This is a genomic window from Sellimonas catena (assembly GCF_027924685.1).
GTDB classification, from domain to species: domain Bacteria; phylum Bacillota; class Clostridia; order Lachnospirales; family Lachnospiraceae; genus Sellimonas; species Sellimonas catena.
The window spans coordinates 15,898-34,980 of sequence record NZ_BSBO01000018.1; the positions used below are offsets into that span (position 1 = coordinate 15,898).

Below are 19,083 nucleotides of genomic sequence, written 5' to 3' on the forward strand. Positions count from 1 at the left end.
GCAACCTGATACAATTTTCTGTTCTACAATCTCCGTCATAATAAAAATATCTCCATCATTTCAAAAGAGAATGACGGAGATATTTCACCTTGCTTATTCTTGTAGCAACCAATCGGCTATATCGTGAATTTCGATTCCTTCATAGCTATATTGGGGATGTTTGGTTCTGGCAATAATCATTTTCGGATAAGCGTCTCGAATCTGAAGCAGAGGAGAGCATTCTCTCTCAAATGTTTCCTGCCCGGAAATGTTGTCGCTGACCTGAATATAAATCTTTTCGCTACCTCTCTGAGCAACAAAGTCGATTTCCTTTTGATAGAGCTTGCCGACATAGACATCATATCCACGGCGAAGAAGCTCGATACAAACAACGTTTTCATATACTCTGCCATAGTCTATATTTCTGCTTCCCAGTATTGCATATCGAATACCGCTGTCACACAAATAGAACTTTTCAGAGCTTTCAAGGTATTTCTTACCTCGGATGTCATATCTCTTAATATCATAAAATACAAAAGCATTGCACAAATACTTAATGTACTTGCCGACGGTTACATGATTGGTTGGAGTCTCATTTGCTGTCAGTAGCTGACTGACCTTATTCGGAGAAGTCAGGTTGCTGATATTATCCATAAGGAACTCGCTCAGACGTTGTAAAACCAAAGTGTCCGGGAGAGTATATTTCTGTACCAAATCCCTTGTAACAATCGTTTCGTAGACCTCTTTGATATAGTTTGTTCTGTCTTTTTCGGTTCTATAAGCATAGGAACCTGCTAAACCGCCCTTGATAGCGTACTCATCAAAGAGCTTATCTTTGTCACTAATATCATCATAATACTGGCAATATTCCTGGAAGCTGAAAGGAAACACATGAATTTCAATATAGCGTCCGGTAAACAGAGTTGCCAGATCTGCACTCAACAGGAAAGCATTAGAGCCTGTTACATAGATGTCGTATTTTCCCTTAGAGTACAGGCTATTGATTGCCAACTCAAACTTGGGACACATCTGAACCTCGTCTACAAACAGGTAGTTCGTTTTTCCTTCCTGATAATGTTCTTCCACATAGGCGTGTAAGGCATGGTATTCCTTGATTTCTTCATACGCCAAATCCATGAAGTCGATGAAGATAATATTGATGTTTTCAAAATTGCTTTTCAGATACGCAATATACGCCTGCATCAATTTGGACTTACCAGATCGACGAATGCCCGTGATGATCTTGATGTCAGGAGTACCATTCAGTTCAATGATTCTATCGAGATATTTTGCTCTCGTGATTGTTTTCATATAGTCACCCGCTTTCAAAAATTGAAGTTTTTTCATTTCTCGAAACCGCTTCGCTGTACTTATTATACTGTCTGCTAATAGTATATGCAAGATGTCACTTTCAAAAACGCAAATTTTTTTATTTTTTGAAAGCGGAAACTATGTAAAGGCAACCCGAAGGCTGCCCCAGGCATCAAGCCTATCCTGTTTACACAGGTTCATTATCATCTTCATCGACGGAGCTATCTTCATCGTCGTCCTCAAACTCCGGATCGTACCCATAGTCCTCGTCATCGTCCACATAATCAGCATCTGGGTCAGGCTTTGCCGCTTCCTGTGCCTTCTTCTTTTCCTGGACTTTCTTAAATACGAAGAATCCACCACCACAGGCAAGCACAATCAGAGTAAGAATCGCCGGGAGCATATTTGTGGATTTCGGCTTTTCCTCCGGTGTCGGTTCTGTAATTTCAGGAACTGTTTCAACTACTTCCGGCTTTGTTTCCTCAACCGGCTTGGTGAACTCTGCAACTTCTTCCTCGTCCATCAGCTTGAGCAGGTCGGCTTCATCCACCTGATTCAGAAAATGCACGGTTTCCTCGCCCTTATCATCACGGTCAATGATGATATAGAAGTAGTTTCCGTTTTTGGTTACAGCGGTAATGAACTGCTTTCCGCTTTTCGTAGGCGAGCCAGCGTCATCAACCAAAGTCAGATTGCCGTCGGGAGTAAGCGGTAGCATCGGCTCCTCCGGCTCTGTTTCGGGAACTTTTTCTTCGACCGCAGGTTCTTCAGTCGCTACGCTTTCATCTACATAGGCAAATGCCGTTGTAGAAAACACGCCAAAACACATTGCACACGCCAGCAATGCGGCTCCAATTTTCTTAAATCTCATTCTGCGTTTCCTCCTCATTCATAGTATTGATCGTATCAGGCTTCGGAGCCATATCCGCAGCAAACATACGGAGCAGCTCGGAAAGCTGTTCGGGATTCAGGTTCGCAGCATGAACCATCTCATGGATTTCGGAATTTTCCTCCTCACGGTATCTGCGTTCCAGGTCTTTCACCTTAGCATCCCATTCTGCCCGTTTCTTACGGGCTTTTTCAAGGTCTGCACCTATTCTGTCTAACTTGGCACTCAATCGCCATCCCTCCTTTAGTTTCTGATTCTGCCGAAGCAGTAAAAATGCTGTTGCCAGTAATTCGATTCGATAGAAGCGTAGGAAATGGGGTTTCCGCAGTGGATCATCATACCATTGCCAACATAGATACCAACGTGTGATGCACCGGAGGTATCATAAGTGCCTTGGAAGAAAATCAAATCTCCCGGTTTGGCAGAGCTTTTCGGGATAATGTCGCATACGCCCATCAAACCGTTTGCGGTCAAACGACCAACACTCCAACCGTTTCCGCAGTGATTGATTACATAGGAAACAAATCCGGAGCAGTCAAAGGAGGTAGACGGGCTGCTGCCGCCCCACACATACGGGTATCCCAGATATTTTTCAGCTTCCCGAATCATATTGGCAAATCTTGTGTCTGTCAGCGCTTCGCCCGGAATATCATAATCGGTGTACTCGCCGCCAGGGGTGGCGTAAATGTCATTTCCGAAAATATCCGGTCTGTTGCCCCTTGTCTGAAGCAAAATTCTATATCGCTCCATATCATCTTCCGACAAGCCGGAATTTGAAATCACACTGTTCAAGCCCTTATTTCTGAGCTTCACATTCAGAATATAATATTCGTAATCTTCTTCCTCTGTTGTTGTCTCTCCCGTTTCGGGATCAGTAGAAGATGTTGTTCGTGTACGAATCTCTACTACTTCCGTCAGGGTCAGCTCATATTGTTGCTCAAATAGCCATTGCAGGGTAGCCTGCACCTCATCTCTGGTGTAATCCTCAAACTTCACCGTCAAATACGCCGCCAGCTCATAAGGATTGTGGTTGATTTCATCAAGGTCATACCGGTACTCGTCATATCCGCTATGAGTACGCTCGATATTATTGATTTTATTGCGGAGCGCAGCTTCCAAAGCCTTGTAATCATTGTCCGCACCAATAATATCTTCCTCTTTTGCAGTAAAAGAAGTTCCCAGAATGATCTGTGTGCCGCCTTGGAACATAGCCGAACAAGACGAGAACATCCCTGAGAGTATCATAAAAAGCAGTCCGGCAATCAAAACAAACAGAATCGTTTTAGAGTGTGTGGTGCAGAACTCCGTTACTCTTTCTGTGATGTTCTTGGCTCCCTGAGCTGCTTTGCCCGTTGCCTTGCCTGCACCCTTAGATGCAGAAGCCGTTGTCGAAGCGGTATTCTTACCGGCTTTGGCGGCAGCATATTCTTTCTTGATTGCCCTTTTCTGTTGCCAACGGGAAAAGGGATTGGAACCGGCATCGGGGTTGTCCTTTTTGAACTTCTCATACAGGGCATTTACATTTGCTTTATCTGACTTCTCAACCAGCTTTTCCGCCTTGTCGTAGGCTTTCAGCTTGTGACTGTAAACGGCATGATCGACGGTATAGACAGTGGATTCAACAGCCTTGGTCGTTTCCTGCACAGCCTGAACGCCGATATTATCATCCTCATATTCTGACACCGCCCGATGTGCTTTGGATGTGAGCGTGACTGCGGCACCACGGCTTGCCATGTGCTTTGCCACAGATGGGCGCTCGATTTCCGTAAACTCCGCTTTTTCAAAACGGAGCTTTGCTTTACGGGAACCGGCTGCATCTGTTTCCAGCTTTAGCTTCGGCTTTGCCTTTTTAGAAGCCAATTTGTCTGCCGCTTTTTCAGCCCTATCAACCGCCTTATCTGCACGGTCGGCAGCTTTCTTCACATGAGAATCTGCAAGGTCATCTTCGGTAAAACGGAGTCGTGTAGGTCTTTTCGCCATACATTACGCCTCCTTTTCCTGTGCCACCTCGTTTAACTTCGTGGTCATAATGCGATACAGTTCCAGATCTGTCGGGAATCGGTCAATGAACGGCAGAATCACATTGCCATAGAACAGAAGTCCTTCGCCCTCACCGGAGTTGGTTACATAGGACAGCTGATGCGGCGAAATGTTCAACCGCTGTGCCAGAATACTTCGGTCATCGCTTGCCTGATTCAGCATATAGATGAAATCAGAGTTTTCGAGGATGTTGGCAATCTCCGGGGAACGAAGCAGGTCTTTGACATTCTGAGTAATACCGGTCGGCAAGCCGCCCCATTTACGGAATCGCTTCCAGATTTCTACGGAATAGGTTGCCGTCTGTTCTTCCTTCAGAAGCAGATGGAACTCGTCAATATAATATCTGGTCGATTTACCGGCAGAACGGTTGGCAGTTACACGCCCCCAGACCTGATCCTGAACGATCAGCATACCGATTTTTTTCAGCTGATTGCCCAGCTCCTTAATGTCGAAGCACACCAGACGATTCTGAATATCCACATTGGTTCTGTTGTTAAACAGTTTCAGAGAACCCTTAACATAGATTTCCAAGGCGGTCGCTACATGGTGGGCTTCCTTTTCGTCCTGTTTCAGAAGGGCATCATACAAATCCTCAAGGATCGGCATATTCTCAGGGGCAGGATTGTCGAAATATCTCTGGTAAATCTGATGCACACAACGGTCGATAACCGTCTTTTCGATAGGCTGCAAGCCATCCTTACTGCCCATAATCAACTCACAGAGGGACAGGATAAAATCAGCTTTCAGTGCTACCGGGTTGTCATCCTCAGAGTAGTTCAGGTTGATGTCCATAGGGTTGATATAGTTGGTACTGGAGGAGCTGATTTTTACCACCTGACCATTGAACTTGTGAACCAGAGCCGCATATTCCGCTTCGGGGTCGCAGATGATAATATCGTCATCCGTAACCAGGAACGCATTGGTGATTTCACGCTTTGCGGAAAAGGATTTACCGGAACCGGGAGTACCCAGAATCAGTCCGTTGGGGTTCTTGAGCTTCTTTCTGTCCACCATGATAAGGTTGTTCGACAGAGCATTCAGCCCGTAATAGAGCGTTTCTCCACCATTCTGGAACAGCTCCTGCGTGGTGAAAGGCACAAAAATAGCCGTGGAACTGGTAGTCAGGCCACGACGAATCTCAATCAGGTTTTGTGCCAAAGGCAGGCTGCTCATCAGTCCGGATTCCTGCTGAAAATCCAAACGACGCAGATTGCAGTTATGCTTCTGGGCGATGCTCTGTGCCTGGAACACATTGTTCTCCAGTTCCTGCTCGGTGCGCCCGGTGTTCAGCACCAGAAATGTCACCATGAACATTCGCTCATTCTGGCTCTGCAATTCTTTCAGAAGTGACTTCGCATCTTTACCATAGGTAGCAAGGTCAGATGGGATAATGTCCATGTCATAGCCAGAACGCACAGCCTTTTTCTGTTCCTCGATTTTGGAACGGTCAAGCTCGGTGATGATTCTCTTGATGGTCTTAATCGCCGCAGTCTGGTCAACCGACTGGATGTGCATGGTCACGATCTGCGTGGATTCCATATCCAGAAAATCCGCCAGCATACGATCAGACAGGTCTGATGCCGTAATTGCCAGATAAGACATCGAACCGAAGATACTGCCCATCTGGAAGGTGCGGTTGGTCTTAAAGGCAAACGCCGTCGGAGCAATGAAGTCCTTTACGGACAGCCCGGATTCCACAAGATACTTCCAATCGAAGAAGAACTTATCATTATCACCCATGTGGAACATAGAGTGCATCAGATGCAGCCGCTCTTTGCCGTTCATGGTAGTGGCAATGACACCCAAACGCCGAAAGTTATTGAGCAGATCGTTTTCGATATGGTTGAGTCTCGGCTTTGCCTGCCGCATGGATTCGGCTTCAATGCCGAATGTCAGGTACTTGGTTTTGGTCAAGCCGTTGTTGCCCTGCGCCAACTGCTTTTTCAGCATCTGGCTATACTCGGCACGGACGGGATTGAAGCTGTCCTTCTTGAACGGGATACGGATACTCTTTTCAAAGCTTTCAGCATCGGTACTCAGGTTCATAAAGGAAAGCTCAAAGTGAATGGAGCTGTCAAAGAAATTCAGGAAACTGCACCACTCATCGAAGATGGCAGTCTTATCTTCCTGCTGTGCCAGCTGATAGTTGATGTCCTGAAACTGAATGGTCTTGGTGTAATAACTGTCAGTGACACGGCAGATGCCATCCGGGAACATTCTCTGAAAGGGAATGGACTGCTGTGCAGTCTGCGGAATACCGTTGTCCTTCTTTGCCCGTTCCACAACAGCTTTAATTTCTCGCTGCTGCTTCCGATTCAGATTTGCAGGCATTTTGATGTTTCTTGCCTGTGGCTTCTTTTTGAAAAACAATTCGTTCAACCTCCTTTTCCAGTTTGTACTGACGCATCAAAGCGTCATAATAGTTGTCCGTCTGATAAGGGCGAACCTTGGGACGAACGAATTTGGTCTGAATGAAGTGTTCTACAACCACTTCCAACGGCTGACTATCCTTTTCATACATTGCCAGAAAGAACAACGGTAACATGACGATCATCATGGACAGTGCTGCAAGGCTCACATTTCCGGTTGCTTTGACCAGAAAGAAAATCGGCACTCCGATGAGCGCCGCCGCACCAAAGCAAAGTAACTGCCGTTTCGTCAGATTGAAGAACACTTTTGTTTTTACCCTCGTCAGGTCACGAGGTACGGGAATATACGCTGCCAAACAATTTCCTCCTTCCCTTAGTGAGCGCTGAATACACCCTTCGCAAGCGAACCAGTCTTAAACAGGGTGAAGCACAAAAGGACGGTGTAGCCCATAACACCCCAGATAGAACCGATGATGTCATCACTGAATGCGATAGACTGAATCAGCACCGCATAAATGCCCACGCAGATCATAATCAGGAATCCCTGGAATCCGATTGCAAACAGCGAACGCAGATAATTCTGTCCGATATTGCTCTGTTCTCTGTTTCCAAAAGTGGAAAGCGGAATCGGGGCAAGGCTGACCATCAGATAAATTTCAATCATTCGACCGTAGACGATCACAAAGATGATGATTGCCAAAGCGGACATCGTGACCTGCACGATAAAGGATTGCAGGAACAAGCCGAGCAAAGGACCCAAATCCATTGCCATCAGCGTTTCTTCCATTGTTTCCAATGCCGAAGCATCTATGGCAGTATTTCCGGATATGATACCGGCGCTTGCGTTTATAACGTGCTGTGTCACATCAAACACAGCCATCGTGATATTGAATGTGTTTGTGATTAACATGACCGCAACAAAAGTCTTGAACACCCATTTGAAGAAGATCCAGGTTTCAAAATTTGCCAGATTGTTGTGGTCAATAATCATCTGAATTAGCTCATAACAGGCAATGAAGGTCAGAATCAAGCCTGCGATTGGGATAATCACTGACTCGGAGATGTTTCGTACCATGGCAAAGACACCCGGCGAAAAATTCGCCGGGGTCATGCCAACGGAGGTTGCTATCTCGCCAACCTGGTTGTTGACGGACTCAAACATCCCCGACAGATTTCCCATAATAGCTGAAACGAGCATTTCTTTCAGCCAGTCTGTGATCTGTTGGAGTATGCTGTCCAAAGGCGATTACCTCCTTGTTTTGTGATTAACCGAACAGTCCGGAGAGCAGAGGTACAAGGGTGGTGCCGATGAGGGCAACACCGCCGCCAGCCATGAGCTGCTTCATGCCCTGGGACTTTGCGCCGGGGTTATCGTTGCCGTAGCCCTCAAGCAGATTGATTGCACCCCAGATGCCAAGACCTGCGCCCAGAGCGATAACGAGAGTCTGAAGAACGGTTACTGCGCTATTGAAAAATGCCATAATATTTTCCTCCTAAAATTTGAAATTGTTTTGAGAATAGAAAAAGCCCTCCGTACTACCGGCATCAAAACCGGACGGAAGGCTTAGTTTACGAGAATCTTTTCAAGGAACTCCTCGACGGTTATCACGCCAAGTTTCTGTTCCATTCTGCTTCTTGCATATTCAGTTTCACAATCATATATATCACCACCACCTTTCATAAGAAACAGCCAATACATTGACTGCAACAAATCTTCACGAGAAGCACAGATTGTCGGTGAAAAAACGACAGGTGAAACCTTCAGAACCTCTGCGAGTTTCGCTGTGGTTTCTGCATTAGGGGTTCGAGCGTTTTTCTCATACTGAGCAATACGGACATCCGCTGTTTTCTCGGAATACCCCATCAGGAGTCCAAGCTCTTTCTGGGTAAGGCGGCGAAATCGTCTAACGAACTTCAATCGCTGCCCAATAGAGGTATCCGTGATCCACCAAGTCATTTTTTTTACACCTCGCTTTCTGCAAATTCTCGATATACAACCTCATTTTTTGCTCTGCGCTTGCCTACGGCTTCACTGGGAGCAAGGTCAGGGTAGGTTGCCTGCACTTTCTGTCTGCTTCTGCGGACAGTTTCAAACCCCGGAAAGCTGCGTCTATCCAGTTCCTTCAAAAACACAGGAACCGTCATGGCATGAATGTCGATGCCACGCAGACCGGAATAGTGTTCCAGTACCATCAGGTACAAATGATTGTCGGTATTTCTTGCCTTGTGGTCGTGTTCCAAGATGTTCTTAACCAGGGCAGATACCGTTTTCAGATTTTCCAAACAGAAACCTCCTTAATCCGCATCGACTACCACAAACTCATCACCTGCCTTGAGCTTCAACCTTCGACTCAGAAACTGCTCAATGTTGAACTCATTTCTCTTATCAAAGTCTGATGTGTACTTATAATTGGGGTGCTGCGTCAGATCGTACTTGTCAGAAAGAAACGGTCTGACACCACGCAACTGCAAAATACACTTGCTGCCATCCAGAACCGCAAGCTCATCTACGCTCGCAAGGTCTTTGCCTAACTTCTGATAATTCAAGCCGTAAGACGGGCTGTTACCTCTGGTGTTGGAGGTGTTGTAGGTGTCGATAGTTTCTTTTCCCAATGCCTGATTCAGTTCTTTGAGCGTGGTTGGCTCAGAACCACCCAGGAAAATTCGGGAATCCATGTTGCCGATGATGGTATCGGCATTGTCTTTATAAATGGCTTTCAGCTGTGATTGTGCCTGGAGAACAAGGCAAGCCGATATTTCACGGCTTCGGATTGTCGCTACCAGTTTTTCCAGATTGGGAATCTGACCGATGTTTGCCATCTCATCAATCAAGCAGCGCACATGAACCGGCAGTCTGCCGCCGTACACATCATCTGCTTTCTCGCACAACAAGTTGAACAGCTGTGTGTAAATCATGGAGATCAAAAAATTAAACGTCGCATCCGTATCTGACATAATCAGAAAGAGCGCCGTTTTCTTATCTCCGAGAGTATCCAACTGCAACTCGTCATAGGCAGTCACATCTCTGACCTCCTGAATATCAAAAGGAGCCAGACGAGCGCCGCAGGAAATCAAAATCGACTTAGCGGTCTTGCCGGCAGCCAGCTTGTATTTTTTATACTGACGGACTGCAAAGTGATTCGGCTTTTTCTTTTCCAGGGCTTCAAACATCAGATCCACCGGGTTCTGGAACTCCTCATCATCTTCCCGCACCTCCATTGCGTTCAGGAACTCAATCAGGGTGGAGAAATTCTGTTCCTCAACCGGAGCTTCATAGTGGATATATCCGATCAAGGCACAGTAGAGCAGCGTTTCCGCCTTCGTCCAGAACTCATCACCGGCTTTTCCATCACCCTTTGTGTTGGCAATCAGCGTTGTCACCAGTTTCAGAATGTCTTTTTCTGAATGGATATAGGCAAATGGGTTATAGTGCATCGACTTCTGAAAGTTGATGGTGTTGAAAATCTTGATGGTGTAGCCATGCTTCAAAAGGGCGTTGCCGCACTCAATCACGATGCTGCCTTTCGGGTCAGTGACCACATAGGAACTGTGCATCTGGAGAAGGTTTGGCTTCAACCAAAAGCGAGTTTTACCGGAACCCGAACCGCCGATAATCAGAACATTCTTATTTCGGGCATTGGCAGGATTCTTCGGGCGATTGCTCATCATCAGCCGCTCCGTTTTCGTCAGGATCACATTGTCCTCGAACTTTGGTGCAATAAACGGCTCAATATCTTTTGCCGTTCCCCAACGAGCAGAACCGTACTCAACATTGTGTCGGTACTTCTTTGCGTTTTTGCCTTTTAGATAGACAGCCAGCCGAAGTCCTGCGCCGCAGAGAATACCAATCAGCAAATCCAACGGGTGAAAGCTGGGAAACGGATTGTTCAGGGCTATCGGAAGGGCATGAAAAAAGCTGAGGATTTTCGCAGATGAATCTGCCCCCTCAGCCAATCTCCATGCTTCTCCTAAATTCGTAGCGAACAACCCTACCAGAAAATACGGTAAATTCAGAATCAGGAGCTTTTTCATTTTTCTCTTATCCATCACAGATCACGCTCCTGTTTCTTCTCTCGAACCTTCTTCGGAATCGCTGCGACAATTTCCTTGAACTTCTTCAGCTGCGCCAGAACGCTCGGCTTTTCATTCTTGGTTAATGCCCTTGCCTGATGTTCCTTGCAGATTGCATCCAAAGCATCTGCATCTTTAGAACGGACAAAAACAAGAAACCGGGGAGGATCAACGGACTTATCTTTTCTTACGGCAAAGTCCACGCCATACTTCTTGGCGAGCTTTTCAAAATCACGGATACTCTCTTTGTCGATCTCAACATTCGTAGCACCCTGATTCTGTCCCAAAAGCTGTTTCACGGATTGCTTTCCATGAACGGCAGGGTCTCGTGCCTTTTTCATCTTCACTTTTTCCCGGTGCTGCAAATACTTGCGGATACCGGCAATGATAGTGCGCCCCGTCAGCTTGGTTGTGCTGATCGCCAGGTTTACTGTTCTGTTTTCAACTTCTTCCTGCATGATTCATCACCTCCTGCAAGCAGTAGAGTGAACAGATTATCGTGCCATATCTCTGTGGTCGTAATACAGATTGCCCTTGGCAACTGCGGCATGGCTGATAATCTTGATATTGCCAGCTTTCTGGTTATCCAGAGCCTTCTGATAACCCACATCGCTCAAATACAGGCGATTTCTTTCGCCTTTCCAACCGACAGGCGATTCATCGGTCAGCACATCGAAAATAATCATGTGCTTGGTGGCGTCATCAAATCGTGCCAAGTCCATATAGGTATGTCCCTGGTACTCCTTGGCACCATCCTGAATCCGCTTTCGCTCCATCAGCTCTCCAATCGTCGAATTTCTTTGCATAAGAACCTCCTTACAGAACATCTCGGTCAGGGTTACTTTTGTGGGGAACCGAATCAGCTTTGACAGGTGCATCTTCTTTCTTCACCATGTCATCCGGCAGGGGAAGCGCCATAATGCTGCGCCCCATGCGTACAAAAGTCTCAGGCTGATGAAAGTGTTCCTCAAACTGCTTCATCAGTTCCGGGGACAGAGAACAAAAATCATCCTCGCCCAATCCCACAACCAGAAAATCACCGGCGATAATGTCATAAATATCGCCGTCATCATCACGCAGCGCACGGTTCAGTTCTTTGCCTACGAGTTTACCTTCGTCGTGCATCACCAGTGCAACCGGCTCATTGAACGGATAAGTTGCCTCAATATCGCCACCTACGGCTTTCTGCAAATCCTCCAGCTCACAGCCGATCTGCACAGCCTGCGGATACATGAACGGCTTTACCAGCAACACATTCATGGTATCTGCCTGTTCTTTCTGAACCTCCCGTTCCTCGGTCGTGCCGAACGCAACACCGGTAAAGTTTTCGGAGTCCAGAATGTACTCCGAATTGTAATAAGCGGCTCTAACCTGTTCCTCTGCCGCATCGTGAGATTCTGCTTGCACCGTAACCGTTTTCTCCAAGGTTTCGGTGATCTTCACATCGTATTCTTTCAAGTTTCGATACCTCCGTTTCTTTGGAAATAAGAAAAGCGACCATCCATGAACCTGTTACAGTTCATAAATAGTCGCATCCACATCGGCTAAAAGCTCGAACAAGCAAATATCGTCCAGTTCGCAAATCAGGGAACCCATGTCGAAGAAAATATCGTCCTCGCATTCCACCGTAGTAACCACGCTGCGGTGTTCGTTAAGACAAATGGCTTCTTCCTTGTCCATCGTGATCGTAGACATACAGGACACCACATAGAATGTCATATCTTCTGCTAACCACAGCTCCTTGCTCTGAATCGTGCGAACTTTTTCATCGCCGCTCATATCTTCTACATAGGACAGAAGCCGCACGGCTCTGCTGTTCAGAAGTACCTTTCCCTGATAGTCGATACCCTCACCAGCAGAGGACAATACTCGATACTCGCTAATCATCTCGGCATTTTTCTGAAACGACTTTGCCAGAAGCGCAGGAGAAATATCATCGAACTCCTCACTGTAGTTTACGAGCATATCTACCATATAATCAGGATCGCAAAGGTCGTAGAGTTCTTCCAAAGCGCCCTGAATGTTTTTGGGTGTAAACATTTTTTACCTTACCTTTCCATTGATTTTTCTCTTTTTTTCTGCCATTGCTCCAAAAGCTGAATGATTTTATCCTCCATCTGCTTGTTGGTATAGGACTTCGGGAAGTATTTTCGCAACGAATCCGTTTTGAAGGTTACTCTGTCCAGCTCTCCCTTCTTGATTTCATTCATAATCTCGCACATCGCATCCAGCGTACACTCGCCCTCCTGTGCGAGCTTTTTAATTCGCTGTGCTTGCGAAAGGGAAGGAGCTGCTTGAGCATAATCCATTGCAGAAAGAAAATCCTTCTGTTCTTCACTTGCCAGATAGGAAAGCTCCACCGCAGGATTGAATTTGATCTGACCCGTATCTACCATATCCAGCAGTTCCGGAATCAGTTCGGTCAGACGGATATAACGGTGTACCTGATTTCTGCTTTCTCCTGCCTCCTGACCGACTATATCCATTGCCTGCAACTTCATCCCAACTTGGGATGAAGTTAAATCGGTGCGTTGACCTTGATGTTTAATCGCATCCAGCTTCATCTTATAAGCAAATGCTCTTTCACTCGGCAGGATACTCTCCCTCTGCAAATTCGCATCAACCATCAAAATAATGGCTGCATCATCGTCCAGGTCACGAACAATCGCAGGCATGGTTTCCTTACCCGCAAGCTCCGATGCCCGGTGCCGCCTGTGACCAGAAACGATTTCATAACCACCGTCGGGGTCAGGACGGACAATCGCAGGAGTGAGAACTCCGAAATCTCGGACGCTCTCTGCCGTTTTCATCATTTCTTCATCATCAACCACACGGAAGGGGTGTCCCTCAAAGGGGTGTAGCTCAGAAAGCGGAATTTCCTGCACACGCTCCTGCTGGGCTTCAGCTCTGGATTGATCGGTGGAGAAAATATCATCGTACCCCTTCAAGCTGATGTTTGCGCCTTTTTTCTGCATTGTTTAACACCTCCTTCGTCAGAATTTTATAGGCTTCGGCAACTTTGCCTTTGGGATCATGCTTGAAGATACTGGTTCCCTCTGCGCTGATTTCCTCTGCACGGACAGAGCGGGGAATGTCGGTCTTGTAAACCTTCAGCTTTCCGCCGTAGCTCTCCCGAATCAGATTGCTGATGTCTTTGGAGTAGTTGGTGCGGCTGTCCACCATCGTCAGAAGAATCCCTTCAATCCTCAGTTTCGGGTTGATTTGCCTCTTGACCTTGTTGATGGTTCCAAGCAGCTGTTCCAGACCCTTTGCAGGAAGGTATGCTGCCTGAACCGGTATCAGCACATTGTCGGCAGCTGCCAACGCATTGACGGTCAGCATACCCAAAGACGGCATACAGTCAAGAAGAATGTAATCATAATTCTGTTTGACTGTATCCAGGTATTGCCGGAGAATGGTTTCCCGGCTCATGGCATTGACCAGTGCTACCTCCATACCTGAGAGTTCGATGTTGGACGGCACCAAATCAACGCCCTCCGGATGATGAAGAATCCCTTCATCGGGAGTAATAGGGTTTTCCATCATAATCTTTCCCATCAGATCGGAAAGTGTCGGAGACAGATCATCCGGGCAGGGATTGCCCAAACTGACCGTCAGGGAAGCCTGGGGATCGGTGTCTACCAGAAGCACCTTTTTTCCTTCAAGAGCCAAGCCAACGCCCAGATTCTCGGTGGTGGTGGTCTTTCCAGTGCCTCCTTTCTGATTGACCACCGCAATGATGGTTGCTTTTTTCGACATTTATCGTCACTCTCCTTCCTCTCGCTTCATTTTCAATTTCTTAAATCCTCCTTCCAAATATCCGTGTGACATATCGTGCCGAACAAGAGCATCGTAGTAGGTGTCTATTGTCGTCGGCGCATTGTATATCGTAGTCAGCATATACTGACGGATATTTCTAATCTTTGTGGTGTTCTCCTTGAAGCAGTCCATAACATATCGAATGTGTTCGGCATTCAGTTTCATAAACCGACTGCGGACAATTTCTGCCGGACGCTCCTCTGCACCAATGCGAATCAACGGTCGCTTCGTGCAAACTGTTTCAACGATCAACTCCAGAATGTTATCCAGCATTTCGGAATCGTAAGGGTAATCCTTCTTCAACAAATCCATACTGAGCTGATCCGAGAAATAATCAAAGTATTCTTGATACCGGTCATTCTCGTCCATCATTCCACCATTTCCGGAAGGAAAGATAGAATCAGTATCACTAAATTCAGTATTTTTAATATCAGTATTATTACATTGTGATTTCGGAAGTTCTTGAGTTGTGATTTCCATTGTTCCAGAATTGTGATTTTCACAATTCAAGAGTTGTGAATCCACAGCAGAGATAAAGTTCTTCACATAGATCAGGTTGGGCTTTCCCAAACCCTGGCGCTTACGTTCAATCAATCCTGCTTTCTTCTCAAGTTCACTGAGCAGCTTGATAGCCTTTTGTTCAGCACAGTTCAGAGCCATCTTCGCTTCGTCGATTGTAAAAATGATATACACTCTACCGTTTTTATCTATCCAACCATTCTTGGCAGACAGGCTCATGCGGTCAAGCAAAATGCCATACAGCATCTTGGCATCGGCAGAAATATTCCAGAACCTCTCGTTCGTGAACAACACCTTCGGAACTCGATAGAATGTGAATAGATCGGATTGCTGACCGTAAAAATAATCAAAACTCACACGGCTTCACCACCTTCTTTCTGCGGAAAACTTTCTGTTGTCAGCGGAATGCTGCGGAAAGTCGTATCCGTCTTTTCGTAAGGACATCGGGCAAAATAGTAGAAGCGGTATTCCTGTTCATACACATCCATATCAACGAAGCCCCACTTCACGCATAACCTTCTTCGTACACCAACCAATGCACGGGTGATCTCGCCCATAGGGACAGCCATCACATTCCGACTTGGGTTTCGGCGGCAAAGAGATTAAGTAGTAGCAATTATTTCTACCCAGACGGCAGCCCTTTCTGCCATTCGTCCAGAAGTAGCAGTAATGACAGTCGCTCGGCTTGTCTGCGGTATAAACAGGCTTGCTCAAATAAAACACCTCCAATCTCTTGTATTTGCCCATGGGTTTGGGCATAAAAAAAGAGCGCCTATCCATCCCCAATGCGGGGCAAATAGACGCTCTATGTACATAACGATATTTAATTTTATCTGCTATAACTGCATGGTATTCAAAACATCCGCCTTTTTTGATTAGCTGGATTTTTGGCACGATTTTGGGGCTGATTAGCAGGAAGGGCATTTTCATTAGCAAGAACAGCCCGTTTTCTGCTAAAAATTAGCTGGCGATTTTGTCTTATAACAACCGTTCGATTCTGGAGGGGTTGTCAAAAATCAAATTTTGGAGTAGAATTTTATCTCATACAGTGAAAGAGCTTTTTCGTAGCTTTTTATATAAGAAAAGCCGAAAACCCTTGAAAACAAAGGCTTTCGGCGTTGTTCACTGGCGTCCATAAGAGGATTTGAACCTCCGACCCCACGCTTAGGAGGCGTGTGCTCTATCCAGCTGAGCTATATGGACGTGTCTGATATATGATTATAGCCCGATCAAAGTCGAACTGCAATCCCTTATTTAGTTTTTTTTGAGGTGGCCGTTGTAACGCAACCTTAGGAGGCGGTCGCTCTATCCTGCTGAGCTACGGAAACATAATTGTCACAACACCCCTGATTATACCATATCCCGGGGGTGTTGTGAAGCTTTTATGAAAAATTAATTTTACCCTGGAGCCAGATATTCGTGCGGAACCTTCTTCCCACTGCCGGTTCTCCCAGTATATTGGCTTTCGGAATGCAGACATCAAAAATCATTTCATTGACATCCAGTGTGAGAATCATGATTTTTTCCCTTGTCACCTCATTGATAACCAGATCCATATCCAGGATTTCACCCATGATTGAATACAGGTCACATTCTACGCCGTACGGCATAAAATACGTGTCTATAATACTGAAAATATCCTCTGTAACCACTCTTTTGGACACTTTCTGGTACGTATCCATATCTTTGAGTGTCAGTGTCTCTATTGCCTCGGAATCGCCTTTTCTGGCGGCGCTTACAAGCATCATCCGGTCCCGGAACTGTTCTCTTTGTTCCTTTTTGTCCTTTTCATTTTTTGTGACAGGGAACAGAACAGTACCATCATATGCAAGTCCCGCGAGCGTCACGGATGTTTTCTTTTTGCTGAGATTTCCAGACTGAAGTTCTCTTACATACTCCATCGGATTCTGAAGATAAAACATCAGGGAAATGTCCACTCTGGCATCCTCGCAGATGCCGATATAAGCCTCTTTGTCAATCTTTTTCTCTACAATAACATCCGCGTATGTGGTGATTCCTTTTCCTTGAAATACAGGCACGCTGTATTCTTTTTCAAAGTTTTCGTCCAGATCCATTACACCGTACATGGCCAGTTCCAGACGCTCTCCAAGAATCTTTCGGAATTCACAGTAATCGGTATCTTCATCCAGTATCATTCTTTCATGGGAGGTGAATTCTCTGCGGACTTCCTCTTCCACTTTTCTCATCATGGATCCGGAGATATCACCTCCGAACCCGATTGCTTTTGAATATTTATGCATTATCTGATTTCCTTCATTCCACCCATGTAAGGCTGAAGCGCTTCCGGAATCTTCACAGAGCCATCTGCCTGAAGATTGTTTTCCAGAAATGCGATCAGCATTCTTGGCGGCGCTACTACTGTGTTATTGAGTGTATGTGCAAAATATTTCTTTCCGTCCTGTCCTTTTACACGGATTCCAAGACGTCTTGCCTGAGCGTCTCCAAGGTTGGAGCAGCTTCCTACTTCAAAATATTTTTTCTGTCTTGGAGACCATGCTTCCACATCGCAGGACTTCACTTTCAGATCCGCAAGATCTCCGGAGCAGCATTCCAGTGTACGTACCGGGATATCCAGAGTGCGGAAGAAATCTACTGTGTTTTTCCACATTTTTTCATACCATTCCATACTGTCTTCCGGTTTACATACAACAATCATTTCCTGCTTTTCAAACTGATGTATTCTGTATACACCACGCTCTTCAATTCCGTGTGCCCCTTTTTCTTTTCTGAAGCATGGAGAATAACTGGTCAGTGTTCTCGGAAGTGTCTCCTCCGGAAGCATGGAATCAATGAATTTTCCAATCATGGAGTGTTCACTTGTTCCGATCAGGTACAGATCTTCTCCTTCAATCTTATACATCATTGCATCCATTTCTGCGAAGCTCATTACTCCGGTCACGACATTGCTGCGGATCATAAACGGCGGTACACAGTAAGTAAATCCGCGGTTAATCATAAAATCTCTTGCATAAGAGATTACCGCTGAGTGAAGCCTTGCAATGTCCCCCATCAGGTAATAGAAACCGTTTCCTGCCACTTTTCCGGCGCTTTCCAGATCGATTCCATTGAATTTTTCCATGATTTCTGTATGATATGGGATCTCATAGTCCGGAACAACCGGCTCTCCGAAGCGTTCCAGCTCTACATTTTCGCTGTCATCTTTCCCGATTGGTACAGACGGATCAATGATATTCGGAATCACCATCATGATCTTTTTGATTTTCTCTTCTACTTCCTTTTCTTCTGCAGAAAGTTCAGCTGTTCTTCCGGCATTTGCCTCCACCTGTTTTTTCAGTTCTTCCGCTTCTTCTTTCTTTCCCTGAGCCATGCAGGCACCGATTTGTTTTGAAATTTTGTTCTTATCTGCTCGCAGCGCTTCTACTTCCTGTTTGATTTCACGGTTTCTCTTGTCAAGTTCCAGTACTTCATCTACCAGCGGCAGTTTATCATCCTGAAATTTCTTTTTGATATTTTCTTTTACTACATCCGGGTTACTTCTGACAAACTTAATATCTAACATTTTAAACTCTTCCTTCCTTATTCTATTCCTGCCAGTTCCTCTGAATCACCATACATAGCCTGTTCCAGTGATTCCGCCTCTTCCTCGGCAAGTTCTGTGTGACATTCTCCGTTCACAATTTCTTTTATATAAATGTAACATCCTTCTCTGCTGTGCATGGCATTTAAGATCCAGCCATTGTCTTCTCCATCCAGTATCGTAAACGCAAAGCTCAATTTCCCGCCCATTTCATTAAAAGCATCGTACTGCACCAGTCCCGTTTTCTGAATACTTCCACTGATTTTTTCTTTTAATGACCGCAGTTCCATCTGATTCTGTCCGGAAAGTTCTTCAATCCTCTCCATTTCTTCCAGGTGACGCCGGATATTATCTTCCAGCGTCTTCCCGTCGCTTCCTCGCATAAACCGGGAATAGCTTCTTTTCAGTCGATTATACTTCATGTTGAGACTCACAAGAAAAGCTCCCAGTATAATCAGAATCAGAAACATGACAATCAGAATATATGCCGGATCAATACCTATCGATTCCAGAATTTTACTCTGCAT

The 19,083-nt window shown here is 45.8% G+C and carries 22 protein-coding genes and 1 tRNA gene; all 23 read right to left on the bottom strand.

Annotated elements, in window-relative coordinates; all coding sequences use genetic code 11:
* Window positions 1-93: 93 nt before the first annotated feature.
* A complete protein-coding gene (locus Selli1_RS09440) occupies window positions 94-1,326 on the bottom strand; it encodes an ATP-binding protein (protein WP_002304383.1) in 1,233 nt (410 codons plus the stop codon).
* A gap of 151 nt (window positions 1,327-1,477) precedes the next feature.
* The gene (locus Selli1_RS09445) at window positions 1,478-2,161 is read right to left on the bottom strand and encodes a DUF4366 domain-containing protein (protein WP_002578950.1); all 684 of its coding nucleotides are present in this window, start codon (window positions 2,159-2,161) and stop codon (window positions 1,478-1,480) included.
* The gene (locus Selli1_RS09450; protein WP_002304378.1) at window positions 2,151-2,408 is read right to left on the bottom strand and encodes a DUF4315 family protein; all 258 of its coding nucleotides are present in this window, start codon (window positions 2,406-2,408) and stop codon (window positions 2,151-2,153) included. The genes Selli1_RS09445 and Selli1_RS09450 overlap by 11 nt, the downstream gene beginning before the upstream one ends.
* A 14-nt stretch (window positions 2,409-2,422) precedes the next feature.
* A complete protein-coding gene (locus Selli1_RS09455) occupies window positions 2,423-4,159 on the bottom strand; it encodes a C40 family peptidase (protein WP_002304377.1) in 1,737 nt (578 codons plus the stop codon).
* A gap of 3 nt (window positions 4,160-4,162) precedes the next feature.
* On the bottom strand, window positions 4,163-6,550 hold the full coding sequence (locus tag Selli1_RS09460) for a VirB4-like conjugal transfer ATPase, CD1110 family (protein ID WP_002588967.1): 2,388 nt from the start codon (window positions 6,548-6,550) through the stop codon (window positions 4,163-4,165).
* Window positions 6,510-6,944, bottom strand: a complete 435-nt coding sequence (locus Selli1_RS09465; protein ID WP_002304375.1) for a PrgI family protein — start codon at window positions 6,942-6,944, stop codon at window positions 6,510-6,512. The genes Selli1_RS09460 and Selli1_RS09465 overlap by 41 nt, the downstream gene beginning before the upstream one ends.
* Before the next feature lie 17 nt (window positions 6,945-6,961).
* Window positions 6,962-7,828, bottom strand: a complete 867-nt coding sequence (locus Selli1_RS09470; RefSeq protein WP_002304374.1) for a VirB6/TrbL-like conjugal transfer protein, CD1112 family — start codon at window positions 7,826-7,828, stop codon at window positions 6,962-6,964.
* A 25-nt stretch (window positions 7,829-7,853) separates the two neighbouring features.
* Window positions 7,854-8,069 (bottom strand): Maff2 family mobile element protein, encoded by a 216-nt coding sequence (locus Selli1_RS09475; protein ID WP_002576404.1) that lies wholly within the window; start codon window positions 8,067-8,069, stop codon window positions 7,854-7,856.
* 83 nt (window positions 8,070-8,152) lie between these two features.
* The gene (locus tag Selli1_RS09480) at window positions 8,153-8,545 is read right to left on the bottom strand and encodes a helix-turn-helix domain-containing protein (RefSeq protein ID WP_002304334.1); all 393 of its coding nucleotides are present in this window, start codon (window positions 8,543-8,545) and stop codon (window positions 8,153-8,155) included.
* Between the two features lie 5 nt (window positions 8,546-8,550).
* The gene (locus Selli1_RS09485) at window positions 8,551-8,871 is read right to left on the bottom strand and encodes a hypothetical protein (RefSeq protein ID WP_002304332.1); all 321 of its coding nucleotides are present in this window, start codon (window positions 8,869-8,871) and stop codon (window positions 8,551-8,553) included.
* A 12-nt stretch (window positions 8,872-8,883) separates the two neighbouring features.
* Window positions 8,884-10,635, bottom strand: coding sequence for a VirD4-like conjugal transfer protein, CD1115 family (locus Selli1_RS09490; RefSeq protein WP_002588968.1), 1,752 nt, complete (start codon window positions 10,633-10,635; stop codon window positions 8,884-8,886).
* Window positions 10,635-11,117, bottom strand: a complete 483-nt coding sequence (locus Selli1_RS09495; protein WP_002304320.1) for a PcfB family protein — start codon at window positions 11,115-11,117, stop codon at window positions 10,635-10,637. Before Selli1_RS09495 ends, Selli1_RS09490 begins: the two co-directional genes overlap by 1 nt.
* 36 nt (window positions 11,118-11,153) lie before the next feature.
* Complete coding sequence (locus tag Selli1_RS09500) at window positions 11,154-11,465, bottom strand: DUF5720 family protein (protein WP_002304317.1); 312 nt, start codon at window positions 11,463-11,465, stop codon at window positions 11,154-11,156.
* A gap of 10 nt (window positions 11,466-11,475) precedes the next feature.
* A complete protein-coding gene (locus tag Selli1_RS09505; protein ID WP_002588969.1) occupies window positions 11,476-12,117 on the bottom strand; it encodes a DUF3846 domain-containing protein in 642 nt (213 codons plus the stop codon).
* 54 nt (window positions 12,118-12,171) lie between these two features.
* Window positions 12,172-12,699, bottom strand: coding sequence for a hypothetical protein (locus tag Selli1_RS09510; RefSeq protein WP_002304315.1), 528 nt, complete (start codon window positions 12,697-12,699; stop codon window positions 12,172-12,174).
* An 8-nt stretch (window positions 12,700-12,707) separates the two neighbouring features.
* Entirely contained in the window at window positions 12,708-13,634 is a 927-nt protein-coding gene (locus Selli1_RS09515; protein WP_002304314.1) for a ParB/RepB/Spo0J family partition protein, read from the bottom strand.
* Window positions 13,591-14,418 carry a ParA family protein gene (locus Selli1_RS09520; RefSeq protein ID WP_002304313.1) on the bottom strand — a complete coding sequence of 276 codons (828 nt, stop codon included), beginning with the start codon at window positions 14,416-14,418 and terminating at the stop codon, window positions 13,591-13,593. Before Selli1_RS09520 ends, Selli1_RS09515 begins: the two co-directional genes overlap by 44 nt.
* A gap of 6 nt (window positions 14,419-14,424) precedes the next feature.
* Window positions 14,425-15,354 carry a DUF6017 domain-containing protein gene (locus tag Selli1_RS09525; protein ID WP_002304312.1) on the bottom strand — a complete coding sequence of 310 codons (930 nt, stop codon included), beginning with the start codon at window positions 15,352-15,354 and terminating at the stop codon, window positions 14,425-14,427.
* The gene (locus Selli1_RS09530) at window positions 15,351-15,554 is read right to left on the bottom strand and encodes a hypothetical protein (RefSeq protein WP_223385014.1); all 204 of its coding nucleotides are present in this window, start codon (window positions 15,552-15,554) and stop codon (window positions 15,351-15,353) included. Before Selli1_RS09530 ends, Selli1_RS09525 begins: the two co-directional genes overlap by 4 nt.
* Before the next feature lie 569 nt (window positions 15,555-16,123).
* Window positions 16,124-16,200, bottom strand: a tRNA-Arg gene (locus tag Selli1_RS09535).
* A 179-nt stretch (window positions 16,201-16,379) separates the two neighbouring features.
* Window positions 16,380-17,258, bottom strand: a complete 879-nt coding sequence (locus Selli1_RS09540) for a DUF3881 family protein (RefSeq protein WP_087166523.1) — start codon at window positions 17,256-17,258, stop codon at window positions 16,380-16,382.
* Complete coding sequence (gene serS / locus Selli1_RS09545) at window positions 17,258-18,538, bottom strand: serine--tRNA ligase (RefSeq protein WP_281845494.1); 1,281 nt, start codon at window positions 18,536-18,538, stop codon at window positions 17,258-17,260. The genes Selli1_RS09540 and serS overlap by 1 nt, the downstream gene beginning before the upstream one ends.
* A gap of 17 nt (window positions 18,539-18,555) precedes the next feature.
* Window positions 18,556-19,083 carry a DUF4446 family protein gene (locus Selli1_RS09550; protein WP_087166521.1) on the bottom strand — a complete coding sequence of 176 codons (528 nt, stop codon included), beginning with the start codon at window positions 19,081-19,083 and terminating at the stop codon, window positions 18,556-18,558.